The following is a 16,324-nucleotide window of genomic DNA, read 5'->3' on the forward strand; positions in this document are numbered from 1 at the left end:
GCGAAGCAGTCGTGAATCCAGGCGACTCGGTGGCACTGAAGAATTGTAAGGGGCGCTTCGCACCCCAACGGGGGCAAGCCCCCTCGCCACAACAGCCCCTTCATCCCATTGGTCGGGATTATTTAGGGTAAAGCGGCGGCAACCCGCTATCGCCGACCACGCCTTGAACCCCTTCGGCCGTCGGGATCGCCCGGATGGCGCGCCAGAGTTCTTCACCTTGCCAATACTGCCCGGTCTCGCTGTAGAGCGCGCCGTTCAGGCCGTCGAGGGCATCGGACAGCGGCACGAAACGGGCAGCCATGTCGGCCAGGGTTTCCGGTTGTTGCCGGGCCCAGGCGTCGAGGGCCTGGCGGGTGGCGTGGGTGTCGTTGGCCTGGCAGGCGCGTTTGAGGTCGTCGAGCAGCGTGCGTGGGCTCGGGCCGGTCTGCGCTGCCCGCAGGACTGCCGGTTGCGAGCGGGCGCGCCACCAGAGGCCGAAGCCCAGCAGGGTGGTGCAGGCCAGAATTGCCGTGCTGAGTTTCCACCACCAAAGGGCTTCGTTGCTGGCGCCGGACATCACCAGCGGGCTGCTCGCCGGGGTGTCGACGATCAGGCTCGGATTGCTCGCCACTTGCAGCGTGCGGGCCGGCAGGCTGGTGTGTTCCAGGTGATCCTCGAAGGTGTTCCACCAGACTACTTCAACGCTCGGCAAGTCGATGTCGCCGGTGCGGATCGGAACCAGGGCTTCACGGTCCTCGCGACTGCCGACCAAGCCACGCTCCCCGCTCTGGTTGCTCAGCACCGGTTGATCCGGGTAGCGCCGCAGGCCGTTGATCTCGGTGGCGGGCAGTGGTGGCAGTTGAGAACTGGCGAGGCCTTCGGCACTCAAGGTCAGGCTGCGGGTCAGCGAGTCGCCGACCTGCGCATGATCCGGTTCCGGGCTCCAGCTCTCGCTTAGGCTCAGGCTGCGGGCCGGTAGCCAGGGCGCATCGGCGGGGTAAGAATCGGGTTTAGCCTTGACGGTTAACGGGATCTCGGTGGAAGTGACGCGTATCAACTTGCCCGCTTTGGGCCCTTGGGATGTTGCGTCCGGGGACGGCTGGGTATCGACCAGCGTGGCACTGAACACCTGCGCCGGAATGGTCAATACGCCGCTGTGCTGCGGGTAGATCGCGTAGCGCATCTCGATCACGCCATGGCGCAGGCCGTTGATGGCTTTTTCGTAGGTGCGTGACTCGCCCAGTTGTTCGATGCGTGCATCGGTAATCTGCAGCGGGGTCAGGCTGCTGTCGTCGAACAGCGACACGGAATGGTAAATGCGCAAGGTCAGGACCGCCTGAGCCTGTACATAGACGCTGTTCTGGTCGAGGCTGGCTTCGATGAACACCGGTGCCAGCGTATTGCTGCTGTCCTGGGTTTCGCTCTTGATCACCTGCACGGTTATCGGTTGGCTCTGCGCCTCGCCCAATTGCAGCGACGGAATCACCACGCTACCGTTCTGCCGGGGCAGCAGGGTGATGATCCAGCGGGTAGTCGCTTGAGTGTTGCCGTTGAGGGTGTTCAGTTGGTTGACCTGACGGGTGCCGCGCACCTCGAACTGCGGCTCCAGCGGAGTCAGGTCGGGTTTGCCGAACTGGGTCACGTCGCTGGATTCCAGAGTCAGTTCGACCGTCTCCCCGGAATTCAGGCGACTGCGATCGACACTGGCGACCAGCCCCGCAGCCTGGGCCTGAGCGGTCCAGAAAAGCAGTGCAAGCAAGAAGGCGGTGAAGCGGGTCATCGAGTTTTTCCCTGATCCTGATGTTGTTGCTGTTCGTACCAGAATTTGCGCCTGAGCAGTTCGCCGGGGTCATCCGGGATCTTGCGCAACCATTGCTCCAGCGCCTGTTGCTGTTCGCCTTCGAGCATGTCGCTGGCGGGGCGCCGTGGTGGCGTGGTGCTTTGTTCATCCCCCAATTCGCTGCCCGGAACTTCATTGGCGCCCGGTTGCGGTGGTGCCGCGGGCGGCTGCTCGGCGTCCGGCGTGGCCTGTTGGGCATCGGTTTTCGGCTCGCCATCGCTCGGCTGGGTGGCGCTGCCCGGTGGCGGTTCCTGAGGCATGGTTTCGGTTTCGCCCTCGGCGGTTTTGTCCGGCTCGACGGGTGGTGTAGCGGTTTTCTGCTTGAGCAGCGTTTCCACCAGAGCCTTGTTGGTCAGCGCCGGGCGCAGGTCTGGCTGAAGTTCCAGCGCTTGCTCATAAGCGTCCAGCGCCGCTTCCAATTCGCCGCTTTTGGCCAGCGCGTTACCCCGATTGTAGTGGGCGTGGGCGTCGTTGCCTTGGGCAAACCGCTGGGCGGCGCCACTGTAGTCGCCGGCTTCATAGAGCGCCACACCTTGCCATTGCGGGTCTTCGAAATGCTGCGCGGCTTCGGCAGGGCGCTTTTGTTTGAGCAAGTGCAAACCCTGCTGATCAGGCCGCAGCCACAGGTCTTCGAAATCGAAGGCGTAACTCGGTTGCGGCAGCAGGAACAGCAGCGGCAAGCAGAACAGCCAGCCGCGACGCCCGGCACAGGCGGCCAGCAGCAACAATGGCAGCAGCAGCCAGTAACCCTGATCAGCCCAGGTGTCGAGGCGCAACGTTTGGCCGTCGTTGCGCAGGTCCCGTGGGCCGTCGAGCAGGCCGAGGTCGCGCAGGTCGGCATCGTCCAGGCGTGCCTGGGCGTAACCTCCACCCAGGCCATTGGCAAAGGCTTTCAGGCTGGGGCCGTCCAGATGCGGCACCAGAATCGCGCCCTGATCGTCCTTGAGGAAACTGCCGTCGTCCTGCGCGACCGGCGCACCTTCGGCGGTACCGATGCCGAGCATCAGAAATTGTGTGGACTTGGCGTCCAGCGCCTGACGAATCCCTTGGCGTTCGTGTTCCGTCAGCGACGAACCGATCAGCAGGATCCGCCCCTGGCCGAGGGCACCCCGATCCAACAGCGTCAGGGCCTTGGCCACCGCCAGGTCGGCGCGATGACCGGCCTGGGGCATCAGCGACGGCTTGAGTGCATCCAAAAGATTGCGGCTGGTCGAAAGGTCGTCCGACAGTGGCACCAGCGTGTGGGCGCTGCCGGCGTAGACGACGATGGCGGTCTGCGCGTCGCTGCGGTTTTGCAGCAGATCCAGCAGTTTGCGCCGGGCCTGTTCCAGCCGGTTTGGCGCAACGTCGGTGGCGAGCATTTCCGGGGTCAACTCAAGCAACACCACCAGTGGATCAGCGGGTTTCTGGCCGGTTTGTTCGACGCGTTGCCAGCTCGGCCCCAGCAGGGCCAGCACGGTCAGCACCCAGGCCAGGCCCAGGGCGACCCACGGCAGTTTGCTCTCGCGACCGCTGCCACCGCTGAGCAAGGCGGCATGGAAGGCCGGTGGCAGAATCATTTGCCAGCGACCCGCGCGCTTCTGTCGGTGCCAGAGTTGCCAGAGCAACCAGCCCAGCAACGGCAGCAATAACAACCACCAGGGGCGGAACCAGTACGGCCAGAGAGCAATCATCGGCGCCTCCGCAGACGCAGGCGTTTGAGCCGCTGACGCCAGTCTGGCAGTTGCGTATGCAGAAACCGCTCTTTGGTAAACAGCTGCTTGGTTAACAGCCGTTGCAACGGGTTATCCGGCCAGCGCTCACGGATCACCAGCAGCATGCTCAACAGTAGCGCCATCGCCAGAGGCCAGTGATACAACGCCTGGGCCGGACGGGCCTGCGTAGGTTGCTGGGCTACCGGTTCCAGTTTGTCGAGGGTGGTCTTGATCGCCTGCAATTCCTGGCCGTCGCGGGCGCGGAAATACTGGCCTCCGGTGGCTTGGGCAATGGCTTTCAAGGCCGGCTCGTCGAGGTCCAGGCTCGGGTTGATGCCCAGGAAGCCCAGGGTGCCGCTTTGTTCCGGGTCGGCGCCAATGCCGATCGGGTAGATTTTTACGCCTTCATTCGCCGCCAGGCGTGCGGCGGTCAGCGGATCGATTTCGCCGCCATTGTTGGCACCGTCGGTGACCAGAATCAGCACGCGGCTTTGTGCCGGGCGTTGGCGCAGGCGTTTGAGGGCCAGGCCGATGGCGTCGCCGATGGCGGTGTTCTTGCCGGCAATACCGATTCGCGCTTCGTCGAGCCACACCCGCACGGTGTGGCGGTCGAAGGTCAGCGGCGCTTGCAGATAGGCCTGGCTGCCGAACAGGATCAACCCGACCCGGTCGCCATCGCGACTTTCGAGAAAATCACCGAGCAAATGCTGCACCAGTGACAGTCGGCTGACGTCTTCGTCCTGCCACTGCATGTCGGGGAAGTCCATTGAGCCGGAGACGTCCACCGCCACCAGCAAATCGCGGCCACTGGCGGCAATCGGTAGCGGTTCGCCGAGCCATTGCGGGCGCGCTGCGGCGATCAGCAGCAACAGCCACATCAGAATGAACGGGGCTTGCTGGCGCCAGGTCGGCAGGTTGGCCCGGGCGCGGCGGCGAGCGAGGCCTTCGAGGTCGCTGAGGAAGCTGACCTTGAGCGCCGGTTCGCCACTGTCGGCCACCGGTAACAGCACCCGCATCAGCCACGGTAGCGGCAGCAGGGCGAAAATCCACGGCCAGGCGAACTCAAACATGTTTGCGAATCCAGGTGTCGACGGCTTGAGTCAGGCCGGCGATGGCTTTGTCGTCAAGTTTGCATTCGGGCTTGTAGGCACCTTCCACCAGCACCATCCAGCGCGTGAGGCCGGCAGCCGGGCAGCGGTTATCAAGGAATGCCAGCCATTGGCGCCCGTTGAGGGTGTGGCTCTGGCTGTAGGGGTAATGGTTGCGGCACAGGCGTTTGAGCAAGCCGTTGAGTTGCTGCAGCCACGCACCGGCCGGGGCGCCGTCGTAGGGTTTGGGCATCAGTGCGAGTTCGGCCAGGGCGGCGAGGCGCACCGGGTCCAGCGGTTGTTCAGCGCGCACGACAGGGCGCTTGTCCGGAATGAAGCGTCGCAACTGCCATACGCCGAAACCGATCAGCGGCAGCAACAACAGCAGCAGCCACCAGCCCGGTGCCGGCGGCCAGAAGCCGATCGGTGGCGGGGAAATCAGCGGTTGCAGTTGATCGAGGCTGCTCATCGACCTTTCCCCGGACGTTGTGGGTTCAGGTATTCACGCAATTGCTCGACCATTTCGCTTTGGGTGCTCAACGGCATCAGCAACACCCGCAGCTTCTGCGCCAGCAGTTCCCAGCGGGCGATGCGTGCTTCCGCTTGGGCGCGATAGGCCTGGCGCAGGTCGAAATTCAAGGTGTCGAGTTCCAGTTGCGCGCCGTGTTCGGCAAAACGAAGCAGGCCGGCGGCGGGCAGGGCGTGATCCAGCGGGTCGGACACCGGCAGCAGCAACAGGTCGCAATGGCGCGACAACAGGCTCAGTTGCTGCTCGGCACTGTCGGACAAGGCGCGTTCGTCGCAGATCACAATCACCAGGCTGCCGGGGCGCAGCACTTCCCGGGCGCGGCGCAGGGCTATGCCGAAGGCGTCGCGGTCAGGTTCGCGCTCGGCGTGCAGCGATTGATTGACCCGCACCAGCCGGTTGAGCAGTTGCAGCAGGCTCTGCTTACTGCGTCGCGGCTTGATTTCGTAATGCTCGTTGTCGCCGAACACCAGCCCGCCGACCCGGTCGTTATGCCCCAGCGCGGCCCAGCCAATCAGGCTCGCGGCCTGGGCGGCCAGCACCGACTTGAACATCAACCCGGAGCCGAAAAACAGCCGACGGCTCTGTTCAACCATGATGAAAATCGGTCGTTCGCGCTCCTCATGGAACAGCTTGGTGTGCGGTTCCTGGGTCCGGGCGGTGACGCGCCAGTCGATGCTGCGCACATCATCGCCGGCCTGATAGACCCGCACCTGATCGAAGTCCACCCCGCGCCCGCGCAGTTTGGAGTGGTGCAGGCCGATCAGCGGGCTGCGCTGGCTCGGCGTGGAAAACAGCTGCACTTCGCGCACGCGATGGCGCATCTCGATCAGCTCGGCGAGGCTGATGCGGATGCCCGGCTCGGGCGGCAGAAGGGTGTTCATCGGGGTCAAGCGACGGCTACGACGTCGAGAATCCGCTGGACCACCCGGTCCTGGTCGATGCCAGCGGCTTCGGCTTCAAAGGAAAGAATGATGCGGTGACGCAACACATCGAACAGCACCGCTTGAATGTCTTCCGGGCTGACGAAGTCGCGACCGGCCAGCCAGGCGTGGGCCCGGGCGCAACGGTCGAGGGCGATGGAACCGCGTGGACTGGCGCCGTAGGCGATCCATTCGGCCATTTCCGGGTCGAACTTGGCCGGGATCCGCGTGGCCATGACCAGTTGCACCAGGTATTCCTCCACGGCGTCGGCCATGTACAACCCGAGGATTTCCTTGCGCGCGGCGAAGATCGCCTGCTGGCTGACCCGGCGTTCAGGTTTGGTTTCGCCGTGCAGTGCTTCGCCACGGGCCTGTTGCAGAATCCGACGTTCGACGGTGGCGTCGGGGAAGCCGATTTTCACGTGCATCAGGAACCGGTCGAGCTGGGCTTCGGGCAACGGGTAGGTGCCTTCCTGCTCGATGGGGTTTTGCGTGGCCATGACCAGAAACAGCGGCGACAGCTCGTAGGTGCTGCGCCCGACGCTGACCTGGCGTTCGCCCATGGCTTCGAGCAGGGCCGACTGGACCTTGGCCGGGGCACGGTTGATTTCGTCCGCCAGCACCAGGTTATGGAAGATCGGGCCTTGCTGGAACACGAAGCTGCCGGTTTCCGGGCGATAGATTTCCGTGCCGGTGATGTCGGCCGGCAGCAGGTCGGGGGTGAACTGGATGCGATGGAACTGTGCTTCGATGCCTTCGGCGAGTTCTTTGATGGCCTTGGTCTTGGCCAGCCCCGGGGCGCCCTCGACCAGCATGTGACCGTCGGCGAGCAAGGCGATGAGCAAGCGCTCAATGAGTTTTTCCTGGCCGAGAATCTGCGTTGAAAGAAAGGTTCGCAGCGCGAGCAGCGCTTCACGATGTTCCATCGATGACTGTTCCTGGAAAGGGTGACCGAAGACGTTCGAATAACGCCAGGGCTGGGGGCGTTACTTTAATCCATCGCGGGGGGCGCCGACTAACGGCATTTTGTAGAAATGTGCGGATTAACGCTCGTTCCCACGCTCTGCGTGGGAATGCAGAGCGTGGGAACGATCACCTCAAAACCGGTAGGAGCGAGCGGTGCGGCGATCCGACTTGCCCGCGAGGGCGCCCATTCAGCCACCATCAGATTTCGCTGATGTAAGTACCAATCCCCTCGAGAATGTTCTGCAGCGTCTCTTCCACCTCGGCCAGATCGCTGGCATCGGTACTGTGCAGGATTTCCAGCGAATCATTGCCACCCAGCGCATCGGCGTCCACGGCGGCGATTTCGATCAGCAGACGGTCAGGGCTGAGGGTGACTTTCACGCCATCCAGGGCCGAAGGCTTGTCGTGGAAGATGATCTCCAGCTCGTCCTCGTCCGGGAAGCGGCTCATCAGGAACATTTCGCCCTCGGCGCTGGTGCAACAGAGCATGGCCAGATTGTCTTCTTCGTCGTCGCACGGGTTGACGATCAAGAGGTCGGTTGTCATTTGCATGGGAAAAATCCTGGCTCGGCGAGCGTTGTGAACACAACAAACGGCAATTCTGCCAGCCCTCGGGAATTTCTGCTTGGCTGAGTGTCAGAGGATGTGTCGTGAACATCCGATGCATCTCGAGTCATTTCTGGTACGAAGGTGCCGTAAATCCGGGCATAAAACGCCCATTTTTCTGCACGGCTGCTAGTGTTGTTCGAGGCGCATGCCACGAGTTACGTGCCGATGACCGAATATGTCGCAGCGCTGCAAGCACGGCCCTTGCCGCACTGGTTAAGCTGCGCAACGGATGAGCACCCGTAAAGGCATTGTCGATGGCTCAATGGTAGCCCCGACAGTCGTTTTTGCAGATGCCCATTCAATGGAAGGTGAATGTGACCTGAGTGTCTCGTCCAGCTTCACCCAACTGTCGTCCTGTTTCCTCTGCCCGAGAATCAGGAACAGGGTGACGGAATACCCCGAAAGGGGTTTGCACGCGACGCTTCCATCAATAACAAGCCCAAGCGGAGTACCACAGATGGCGTTCTTCACCGCAGCCAGCAAAGCCGACTTCCAGCACCAACTGCAAGCGGCACTGGCGCAGCACATCAGTGAACAGGCACTGCCACAAGTGGCGCTGTTCGCCGAACAATTTTTCGGCATCATTTCCCTCGACGAGCTGACCCAACGTCGGTTGTCCGATCTCGCCGGTTGCACCCTTTCTGCATGGCGCCTGCTTGAGCGCTTTGATCACGCTCAATCGCAAGTGCGTGTCTACAACCCCGATTACGAACGCCACGGCTGGCAGTCGACCCACACCGCGGTCGAAGTGCTGCACCACGATCTGCCATTCCTGGTGGATTCGGTGCGTACCGAGCTGAACCGTCGCGGCTACAGCATTCATACCCTGCAAACCACTGTGCTGAGCGTGCGTCGCGGCAGCAAGGGTGAGCTACTGGAAATCCTGCCGAAAGGCACCCAGGGTGAAGGCATTCTGCAAGAATCGCTGATGTACCTGGAAATCGACCGTTGCGCCAACACGGCCGAATTGAATGTCCTGACCAAAGAGCTGGAGCAGGTTCTCGGTGAAGTCCGCGTTGCGGTCGCCGATTTCGAACCGATGAAAGCCAAGGTCCAGGAGCTGATCGAAGGCATCGACAATAGCCAGTTCGCCATCGACGCCGAAGAAAAATCCGAAATCAAGAGCTTCCTGGAATGGCTGGTGGGCAACCACTTCACCTTCCTGGGTTACGAAGAGTTCGTGGTGGGCGAGGATCAGAACGGCGGCCACATCGACTATGACCAGAGCTCGTTCCTCGGCCTGACCAAGCTGCTGCGCGCCGGTCTGACCGTCGATGACCTGCGCATCGAAGACTACGCCGTCAACTATCTGCGTGAACCGACGCCGCTGTCGTTCGCCAAGGCGGCACACCCAAGCCGTGTGCACCGTCCGGCCTACCCGGACTACGTGTCGATCCGCCAGATCGATGCCAACGGCAAGGTCATCAAGGAATGCCGCTTCATGGGCCTGTACACCTCGTCGGTGTATGGCGAAAGCGTGCGGGTCATTCCATACATCCGTCGCAAGGTCGAGATCATCGAGCAGCGTTCGGGCTTCCAGGCCAAGGCTCACTTGGGCAAGGAACTGGCCCAGGTGCTTGAAGTGTTGCCTCGCGATGACCTGTTCCAGACGCCGGTGGACGAGTTGTTCGCCACCGTGATGTCGATCGTGCAGATCCAGGAACGCAACAAGATCCGCGTATTCCTGCGCAAAGATCCGTACGGTCGTTTCTGCTACTGCCTGGCCTATGTGCCGCGTGACATCTACTCCACCGAAGTGCGCCAGAAGATCCAGCAAGTGCTGATGGATCGTCTGAAAGCCTCTGACTGCGAGTTCTGGACCTTCTTCTCCGAATCCGTGCTGGCCCGTGTGCAGCTGATTCTGCGGGTCGACCCGAAGAACCGTCTGGACATCGACCCGGTTCTGCTGGAAAAAGAAGTGGTGCAGGCCTGCCGCAGCTGGCAGGACGACTACGCCAGCCTGGTGGTCGAGAGCTTCGGCGAAGCCCAGGGCACCAACGTGCTGGCCGACTTCCCGAAAGGCTTCCCGGCCGGTTACCGCGAGCGTTTCGCCGCCCACTCGGCTGTGGTCGACATGCAGCACCTGCTGAGCCTGAGCGAAAAGAATCCGCTGGTGATGAGCTTCTATCAGCCACTGGGTCAGGTATCGGGCCAACGTGAGCTGCACTGCAAGCTGTATCACGCCGACACGCCGCTGGCGTTGTCCGATGTACTGCCGATCCTGGAAAACCTCGGCCTGCGCGTACTGGGTGAATTCCCGTATCGCCTGCGCCACAACAGCGGCCGTGAGTTCTGGATTCACGACTTCGCGTTCACGGCTGCCGAAGGCCTGGAACTCGACATCCAGCAACTCAACGACACCTTGCAGGACGCTTTCGTCCACATCGTGCGTGGCGATGCCGAGAACGATGCCTTCAACCGTCTGGTACTGACCGCCGGCCTGCCATGGCGCGACGTGGCGCTGCTGCGTGCCTATGCCCGTTACATGAAGCAGATCCGTCTGGGCTTCGACCTGGGTTACATCGCCAGCACCCTGAACAACCACACCGACATCGCTCGCGAGTTGACCCGGTTGTTCAAAACCCGTTTCTACCTGGCGCGCAAGCTGGCCAGTGACGACCTGGAAGACAAGCAACAACGCCTGGAACACGCGATTCTGAGTGCGCTGGACGACGTTCAGGTGCTCAACGAAGACCGCATCCTGCGTCGTTACCTGGACCTGATCAAAGCGACTCTGCGGACCAACTTCTACCAGACCGATGCACACGGTCAGAACAAGTCCTACTTCAGCTTCAAGTTCAACCCGCACCAGATTCCAGAACTGCCGAAGCCGGTTCCGAAGTTCGAAATCTTCGTTTACTCGCCGCGCGTCGAAGGCGTGCACCTGCGCTTCGGCAACGTGGCTCGCGGCGGTCTGCGCTGGTCCGACCGTGAAGAAGACTTCCGCACCGAAGTCCTGGGCCTGGTAAAAGCCCAGCAAGTGAAGAACTCGGTCATCGTGCCGGTGGGTGCGAAGGGCGGCTTCCTGCCGCGTCGCCTGCCACTGGGCGGCAGCCGTGACGAGATCGCGGCCGAGGGCATCGCCTGCTACCGCATCTTCATTTCGGGCCTGTTGGACATCACCGACAACCTGAAAGACGGTGCGCTGGTACCGCCGGCCAACGTCGTGCGTCATGACGACGATGACCCGTACCTGGTGGTGGCGGCGGACAAGGGCACTGCGACCTTCTCCGACATCGCCAACGGCATCGCCATCGACTACGGCTTCTGGCTCGGCGACGCGTTCGCATCTGGCGGTTCCGCCGGTTACGACCACAAGAAAATGGGCATCACCGCCAAGGGCGCGTGGGTCGGCGTTCAACGCCACTTCCGCGAGCGCGGCATCAATGTCCAGGAAGACAGCATCACCGTGGTGGGCGTCGGCGACATGGCCGGTGACGTGTTCGGTAACGGCTTGCTGATGTCCGACAAGCTGCAACTGGTTGCAGCGTTCAACCACCTGCACATCTTCATCGACCCGAATCCGGAGCCTGCCAGCAGCTTCGCCGAGCGTCAGCGCCTGTTCGACCTGCCGCGTTCGGCCTGGTCGGATTACGACACCAGCATCATGTCCGAAGGCGGCGGTATCTTCTCCCGTAGCGCGAAGAGCATTGCCATCTCCGAGCAGATGAAAGAGCGCTTCGACATTCAGGCCGACAAGCTGACCCCGACCGAACTGCTCAATGCCTTGCTCAAGGCTCCGGTGGACCTGTTGTGGAACGGCGGTATCGGCACGTACGTCAAAGCCAGCAGCGAAAGCCACGCCGATGTCGGCGACAAGGCCAACGATGCACTGCGCGTGAACGGTAACGAACTGCGCTGCAAGGTTGTGGGCGAGGGCGGTAACCTGGGCATGACCCAACTGGGTCGCGTCGAGTTCGGCCTCAATGGCGGCGGTTCCAACACCGACTTCATTGACAACGCCGGTGGCGTGGACTGCTCCGACCACGAAGTGAACATCAAGATCCTGCTGAACGAAGTGGTTCAGGCCGGCGACATGACCGACAAGCAACGTAACCAGTTGCTGGCGAGCATGACCGACGAAGTCGGTGGTCTGGTGTTGGGCAACAACTACAAGCAGACCCAGGCACTGTCGCTGGCGGCCCGTCGCGCGTTGCCACGGATCGCTGAATACAAGCGCCTGATGAACGATCTGGAAGCCCGTGGCAAGCTGGATCGCGCCATCGAGTTCCTGCCGTCGGAAGACGCGATCAACGAGCGCGTCGCGGCAGGCCATGGCCTGACCCGTGCCGAGCTGTCGGTGCTGATCTCCTACAGCAAGATCGACCTCAAGGAGCAGTTGCTGGGCTCCCTGGTGCCGGACGACGACTACCTGACCCGCGACATGGAAACCGCTTTCCCGCCGACGCTGGTCAGCAAGTTCTCTGCCGCCATGCGCCGTCACCGTCTGAAGCGCGAAATCGTCAGCACCCAGATCGCCAACGATCTGGTCAACCACATGGGCATCACCTTCGTTCAACGGCTCAAAGAGTCGACCGGCATGAGCCCGGCGAACGTGGCCGGTGCATATGTGATCGTGCGTGACATTTTCCACCTCCCGCACTGGTTCCGTCAGATCGAGTCCCTGGACTACCTGGTCTCCGCTGATGTGCAACTGGAGCTGATGGACGAGCTGATGCGTCTGGGCCGTCGCGCTACGCGCTGGTTCCTGCGTGCCCGCCGCAACGAGCAGAACGCCGCCCGTGACGTCGCGCATTTCGGTCCGCACCTGAAGGAGTTGGGCCTCAAGCTTGACGAACTGCTCAGTGGCGAGATTCGCGAAACCTGGCAGGCCCGCTATCAGGCGTACGTCGAAGCCGGTGTGCCGGAGTTGCTGGCACGCATGGTGGCTGGCACCACGCACCTGTACACCCTGCTACCGATCATCGAAGCCTCCGACGTGACCGGCCAGGACCCAGCAGATGTGGCCAAGGCCTACTTCGCCGTGGGCAGTGCGCTGGACATCACCTGGTACCTGCAACAGATCAGCGCCCTGCCGGTTGAAAACAACTGGCAAGCCCTGGCCCGTGAAGCGTTCCGCGATGACGTCGACTGGCAACAACGTGCGATCACCATCTCGGTCCTGCAACAGGGCGACGGCACCCAGGACGTGGAAACACGCCTGGAGCTGTGGATGGAGCAGAACGAAGGCATGATCGAACGCTGGCGCGCGATGCTGGTGGAAATCCGTGCCGCCAGCGGCACGGATTACGCCATGTACGCGGTGGCTAACCGTGAATTGCTGGATGTGGCGTTGAGTGGTCAAGCGGTAATACCTGCCGCTGTAACTACTAGTACTGCGGGCGCCGAGCTGGAACCGGCTGCCTGATTGAGCGTTGAATGAAAAAGCCCCGCTCTCGAAAGAGGCGGGGCTTTTTTATGCCTGAAGGTTTTGTGGTGGCTGATGGCCTCAGCTATCAGTTCTCCAAAGGAATCAACACTTTCTCATCCGGGGCCAACACCATGAACACCAATAGCTTGGCAGGTTTTGTGGCGCTGGCGTTTTTCGACACCAGATGTTCCGAGCCGGCCGGCTCGTACCAGAACTCACCAGCCTTGTAGGTGATCGCTTTTTCGCCTTTGACTTGAGAAGTGATCTCCCCCGACAGCACGTAGGCCATGGCCGTACCCTGGTGTTTATGGGCAATGGAAGATTGGCCCGGCTTGTAATCGACTTCGATCATCAAGGCTTTTTTGCCAGGTGCGTTTTTCAGCATCTGGTCCTGCAGGATGGTGACGTTTTCCGAAGGGGCGGCGGTTTTGTCGGCGAATGCCGAGGCTGAAACGGTTAGCGTCAGGGCGGTGAGAGAGGCGGCAATAAAACGAAGTGCATTCATGGTTGATTACCTGTGGTGGTGAGTCGTCAGGGACCACAGTAAGCCGCGCTATCGGCTAATCAAACGGCCAATTTTCCGGAAGGTGAGGGGACCACTCACTGATGTTACGTTCCCTGTAGCAGCTGCCGAGCTTGCGAGGCTGCGTTCGGCTGCGAAGCAGTCGTCAAATCAGAACTCGCGGTGCGTCAGACAGATCGCGTCAGCTGGACTCACGACTGCTTCGCAGCCGAACGCAGCCTCGCAGGCTCGACAGCTGCTACGGGGTTGCGATCTTTTGATCTTGTTTTTTAAACGATAGGAAAGCTGTTGAAGTCGACGGCATTGGCCAGTCGGCTGTCGATCAGGCCGATAAAACCTTGCACTTCGGGGCGATTGAAATGCGCTTGCATGGCCGCTTCCGATTGCCAGCGGGCGCTGACCGTCCAGCGGGTGTCGTCTTCGGGGCAGCGGTCGACCATATAGCCATCACAGCCCGGAAGTTCGCGCAGGGTGTCGACAATCTTTTGCAGTTGTTTGCCCAGTTCGTCCGAGCGACCGGCGGCAGCCCGTATCTTTACGGTGTTGAATACTTGGTTGGACATTACTCACACTCCTGAATCAGGCCGGACGAATCCTGCTCATTGAGGGATAACGCTCATTCAGGATAGGCCTGCACCCCCGGACCGCCAATAGCCAATCACCGGATAAACCCGCAGACCAATCCCTCAGGCAACCTGCTGCAGTATGTCCCGCAAGCGGTCCAGGGCGATGTCGATGTCCAGGGTTTCGATGGCCCCGAATCCCAGAAAAAGCCCCGCCCGTGGCGCTTGCTGGTAAAAAAAGTCGTCCAGGGTATAGAGCCCCACTTCGACTTTTTTCGCGAGTTCGATCACCAATGGAATATCGACCGGCACCTTGCACAGTACCGCCATGTGAAACCCGGCCGTGGTCGGCACCGCTTCGAACCATGGCGAAAGGTCGCCCGCCATCCGCGCCAGGATCCGTTCGCGGCGCCCGGCGTAAATCGTATGGCAACGCCGGATGTGCTTGAGCAGACAGCCTTCGGCGATGAACTTGGCCAGCGCCCACTGGGGCAGGGTGGAGGTGTGCCGGTCGGTGAGCTGCTTGGCGCTGATCACCGCTTCGAGAATCGCCGGCGGCAAAATCGCATACCCCAGCCGCAACTCCGGCAACAGGGTCTTCGAGAAGGTGCCGACGTAGGCGACGATGCCTCGTTCATCCAGGCTTTGCAGCGAGTCGGTGGGCCGGCCTTCATAGCGGAACTCGCTGTCGTAATCGTCCTCTATGATGATCGCCCCCAGTTCGTGGGCCCGCTCCAGCAGCGCCAGCCGACGCTCGTGGCTCATGGGCATGCCCAAGGGGAACTGGTGCGACGGGGTGACATAAATCAGCCGCGTGCCGTCGGGAATGTGCTCGACCTGGATGCCTTGTGCATCGACCGGCACGCCGACCACCGTTGCGCCATGAGTCCCGAACAACAGGCGCGCCGGAGGGTAACCGGGGTCCTCCATGGCCACGAGGCTGCCCGGTTGGGTCAACACCCGGGAAATCAGGTCCAGCGCTTGCTGCGCGCCATTGCACACCACCACGTCTTCGTCCTGACAATTGACCCCGCGGGAAAATGCGATGTGCTGTGCGATTGCATTGCGCAACGCCGGCAGGCCTTCGGGCTGGCTGTAGAAACCCTTGGAACCGGCGATCTGGCGCAAGGCATGGGAAGTACAACGGCGCCAGTCGTCCTGCGGAAACTGGCCCTTGCTGGTTGCACCACCGATAAAGTCGTAGCGCAGCGAGCCTTCCAGCGTCGGGTGGCGCAAGAACGTCGGCAGCTTGCGCCAGCTCTCGATGACATCGAAGCTGGCCAATTCCGAATGGCTCTGTTTACGGACGACTTTTGCCGCCCGGGCATTGACGTAGGTGCCTTTGCCGATCACCCCGGTGAGGAAGTTTTCGTAGGTCAGTTGCGCATACGTGTCGGAAATAGTCTTGCGCGAGATCCCCAGTTGTTCGGCCAGCAAGCGGCTGGGCGGCAGCTGCGTGCCGGCTGCCAGCCGCCCGGATTCAATGGCGCTGCGCAGTTGCCGGTACAGCTGGCCTGCCAGATCCTTGCGGCCGTTGATGACAACGTGAAGTTCCATACCGGCGGGGCTCCTGGGGCGATTGTGAGGCGACTGTGCGTCGCGCCAGATTACCTGCATGAGTGACTGCACAGAAGTTGTGTGGGCGAAAAACCGGCAATTGGTCTTCTGTCGGGCGGTCCATGGCTTTTCCGCTGAATTGGCTCTGTAACGCTCGTGCATCAGCGCTTAACGTGGAGATACCGATTCGCGCCACGAGGCCGCCGCCATGACCGTTCGCCTGGATTACTACAGCGCATCGCCCAAGGCGATGAAAGCCATGATCGCCATGGAGGCCTTGACCCGTGATCTGAGCATCGAACCGGCGTTGCTGAACCTGATCAAGATCCGCGCCTCGCAGCTCAATGGCTGCGCCTTCTGCACGGACATGCACTCGGTGGACGCACGTCGTATCGGCGAGACCGATCGGCGGCTGTATGCGATCGTGGTCTGGCGTGACAGCGGCTTTTTCAGCCCTCGGGAGCGGGCGGCCCTGGCCTGGACCGAAGCGGTGACCCTGCTTGCGCAAAGCCACGTGCCGGACGATGTTTATGCACTGGCCCGGGAGCAGTTCGGTGAAGGGGAACTGGTCGACCTGACGATGGCCATCAGCGCCATCAACAGCTGGAATCGCCTGGCGGTGAGTTTTCGGCAAACGCCCAGCAGTTGATTATTGGTTTGGTTTTTACCCGTTTGTCACATCAGA

Annotated in this window: 12 protein-coding genes; 2 read left to right on the forward strand and 10 right to left on the reverse strand. The window is 61.7% G+C overall.

Annotated features, from left to right (window positions below; translation table 11 throughout):
- Nucleotides 1-118: 118 nt before the first annotated feature.
- The 7 genes from AC1RL4_RS10395 to AC1RL4_RS10425 form a co-directional block, all read right to left on the reverse strand.
- On the reverse strand, nt 119-1,759 hold the full coding sequence (locus AC1RL4_RS10395) for a BatD family protein (protein ID WP_019579301.1): 1,641 nt from the start codon (nt 1,757-1,759) through the stop codon (nt 119-121).
- On the reverse strand, nt 1,756-3,492 hold the full coding sequence (locus AC1RL4_RS10400) for a vWA domain-containing protein (protein ID WP_019579300.1): 1,737 nt from the start codon (nt 3,490-3,492) through the stop codon (nt 1,756-1,758). Before AC1RL4_RS10400 ends, AC1RL4_RS10395 begins: the two co-directional genes overlap by 4 nt.
- Nucleotides 3,489-4,583, reverse strand: coding sequence for a vWA domain-containing protein (locus AC1RL4_RS10405; protein WP_028940466.1), 1,095 nt, complete (start codon nt 4,581-4,583; stop codon nt 3,489-3,491). The genes AC1RL4_RS10400 and AC1RL4_RS10405 overlap by 4 nt, the downstream gene beginning before the upstream one ends.
- A complete protein-coding gene (locus AC1RL4_RS10410) occupies nt 4,576-5,070 on the reverse strand; it encodes a DUF4381 domain-containing protein (protein WP_019579298.1) in 495 nt (164 codons plus the stop codon). The genes AC1RL4_RS10405 and AC1RL4_RS10410 overlap by 8 nt, the downstream gene beginning before the upstream one ends.
- Complete coding sequence (locus AC1RL4_RS10415; protein WP_019650033.1) at nt 5,067-6,011, reverse strand: DUF58 domain-containing protein; 945 nt, start codon at nt 6,009-6,011, stop codon at nt 5,067-5,069. Before AC1RL4_RS10415 ends, AC1RL4_RS10410 begins: the two co-directional genes overlap by 4 nt.
- A 5-nt stretch (nt 6,012-6,016) precedes the next feature.
- Nucleotides 6,017-6,976: an AAA family ATPase gene (locus AC1RL4_RS10420; protein WP_007941298.1), complete on the reverse strand. Its 960-nt coding sequence runs from the start codon at nt 6,974-6,976 to the stop codon at nt 6,017-6,019.
- Nucleotides 6,977-7,214: 238 nt separating this feature from the next.
- Nucleotides 7,215-7,568, reverse strand: a complete 354-nt coding sequence (locus AC1RL4_RS10425) for a hypothetical protein (RefSeq protein WP_019579296.1) — start codon at nt 7,566-7,568, stop codon at nt 7,215-7,217.
- A 514-nt stretch (nt 7,569-8,082) separates the two neighbouring features.
- On the opposite strand from AC1RL4_RS10425, the gene AC1RL4_RS10430 reads away from it, so the two are divergent.
- Entirely contained in the window at nt 8,083-12,993 is a 4,911-nt protein-coding gene (locus AC1RL4_RS10430; protein ID WP_019579295.1) for an NAD-glutamate dehydrogenase, read from the forward strand.
- An 88-nt stretch (nt 12,994-13,081) separates the two neighbouring features.
- Here the strand turns inward: AC1RL4_RS10430 and AC1RL4_RS10435 are convergent, their stop codons facing one another.
- From AC1RL4_RS10435 to pdxR, 3 genes are all read right to left on the reverse strand, one after another.
- Nucleotides 13,082-13,501, reverse strand: a complete 420-nt coding sequence (locus AC1RL4_RS10435) for a cupin domain-containing protein (protein ID WP_230172548.1) — start codon at nt 13,499-13,501, stop codon at nt 13,082-13,084.
- A gap of 287 nt (nt 13,502-13,788) precedes the next feature.
- Nucleotides 13,789-14,082, reverse strand: coding sequence for a putative quinol monooxygenase (locus tag AC1RL4_RS10440; protein WP_018926158.1), 294 nt, complete (start codon nt 14,080-14,082; stop codon nt 13,789-13,791).
- Between the two features lie 123 nt (nt 14,083-14,205).
- Nucleotides 14,206-15,639, reverse strand: coding sequence for a MocR-like pyridoxine biosynthesis transcription factor PdxR (gene pdxR / locus AC1RL4_RS10445; RefSeq protein WP_230172549.1), 1,434 nt, complete (start codon nt 15,637-15,639; stop codon nt 14,206-14,208).
- Nucleotides 15,640-15,847: 208 nt separating this feature from the next.
- Between pdxR and AC1RL4_RS10450 the strand changes: the two genes are divergently transcribed.
- Complete coding sequence (locus AC1RL4_RS10450) at nt 15,848-16,288, forward strand: carboxymuconolactone decarboxylase family protein (RefSeq protein WP_019579292.1); 441 nt, start codon at nt 15,848-15,850, stop codon at nt 16,286-16,288.
- Nucleotides 16,289-16,324 lie beyond the last annotated feature (36 nt).

This window comes from Pseudomonas sp. GW822-FHT07A10 (assembly GCF_058798795.1).